This is a genomic window from Thiomonas sp. 13-64-67, assembly GCF_002282795.1.
GTDB lineage: Bacteria > Pseudomonadota > Gammaproteobacteria > Burkholderiales > Burkholderiaceae_C > Thiomonas > Thiomonas arsenitoxydans.
This window is the reverse complement of record NZ_NCKP01000138.1, coordinates 1-1,622: the sequence shown is the minus strand read 5'-3', so window position 1 is coordinate 1,622 and position 1,622 is coordinate 1. Positions and strand designations below refer to the sequence as shown.

Genomic DNA, 1,622 nt, shown 5'->3' with positions numbered 1-1,622 from the left:
TTCCCTGCATGTTCATGCCGCCCATGTCGCCAGACATTGCAGGCGCCTTCGTCGGCGAAACGGGGTGATCGGCCGGGGAGGAAGCCGAAGCAGCAGGAGTTCCCATCCCCGGCATGCTCATCCCTGGCATGTCCATGTTTTGCGCCCAGACCGGCGCGATCGCCAGACCGGCGATCGCCAATGCCAGAGCTTTGTTGACGTGTTGCAGTCTCATTGATTTCATCTCCTATGGCCGCGGTGGTGGTCACGACACCAGAATCTCGCGGAACATCCCAGCATCCATGTGCATCATCAGATGGCAGTGCCAGGCCCAACGCCCCAGAGCGTCGGCGCTGACGCGATAGCTGACCTGTTGCGCCGGCTGGACCGGGATGGTGTGGCGGCGCACCTGGAATTGGCCATCCGGACTCTCCAGTTCGCTCCACATGCCCATGTTGCCCGTCAGATGCATCTCGATCGTGCGGCCTGGCGCACGCGGATCGATCGGGCCGCCGATCGTGTGCAGATCAGCAAGAGTCAGCACGCGTCTGCCGTTGTTGCGCAGGCCCACACCGGGATCGTCCAGATTGGTCCGTGGGTGATCGACGCGGGCGTCGACGCCGGGACCGTACTCGGTCGGTGCGTGTCGCACGGCGGGGCCCGTGTCCATGCTCATCCCCCCCATGTCCATTCCCGGCATCGAGCTCATGTCGTTGCCCATCATGTCGGCCATGGTCAGTTGCTGGCGGGGGTCCATCGGCGGGACGGGCGCGGCGAGCCCCGGGCGCGCAGCCAGCGTGCCACGCGCGTAACCAGTGCGGTCCATCGATTGTGCGAAGATGGTGTAGGCCGAGTCTTGCGGGCGCACCAGCACGTCGTAGGTTTCCCCGGGTCCGAAGCGGAACTCGTCCACGCTCACCGGCTCCACATCCTGCCCATCGGCCGCCACCATGGTGAGCTTCAGGCCAGGAATGCGCACGTCGTAAAACGTGTTGCCTGCGCCGTTGATGAAGCGCAGCCTGGCCGGCTTTCCCGGCACGATGGGCGCCGACCAGTTGCCCGCCGGGGTGACGCCGTTCATCAGGTAGGTGAGCGTCGCGCCCGAAAGATCCGAGAGGTCGTTCGGACTCATGCGCATCTGCTCCCACATCGCGCGCTTGTCGAGTGCCGCACGCAGCCCCTCGCGGGAGACATCGCGGAAAAAGTCCGCCGCCGTCGGCTCGTGGTAGTTGTCAAAACCGCTGTCGTCCTTGAGCTTGGCCAGGACGCGCATCGGGTCTTCGTCCATCCAGTCCGACAGCAGCACCACATGATCGGTCTCGGCGCGTATGGTCTTGCCATGCGCGGGTTCGATGATGATGGCGCCGTACATGCCGGTTTGCTCCTGCATGCCCGAGTGGGAGTGGTACCAGTAGGTACCGGCCTGCTGAACCTTGAAGTGATAGACGAAGGTCTCGCCGGGAGCGATACCCTTGAAGCTCATTCCAGGCACGCCATCCATCTGAAAGGGCACGAGCATGCCGTGCCAGTGGATCGACGTCGAACGGTTCATCCGGTTGGTCACACGAATCGTCACCGTGTCGCCCTCCTTCCAGCGCAGCGTTGGCCCTGGAATCGATCCGTTGATCGTCGTCGCGACCCGA

Annotated in this window: 1 protein-coding gene and 1 pseudogene; both read right to left on the bottom strand. The window is 64.1% G+C overall.

Going from position 1 to position 1,622, the window contains the following annotated elements:
* Nucleotides 1-214, bottom strand: a pseudogene (locus tag B7X30_RS15640) (copper resistance protein B); the annotation flags it as partial.
* A 30-nt stretch (nucleotides 215-244) separates the two neighbouring features.
* Nucleotides 245-1,622: copper resistance system multicopper oxidase (locus tag B7X30_RS15635; RefSeq protein WP_286731882.1), on the bottom strand; the 1,378-nt coding region annotated here is incomplete at its 5' end.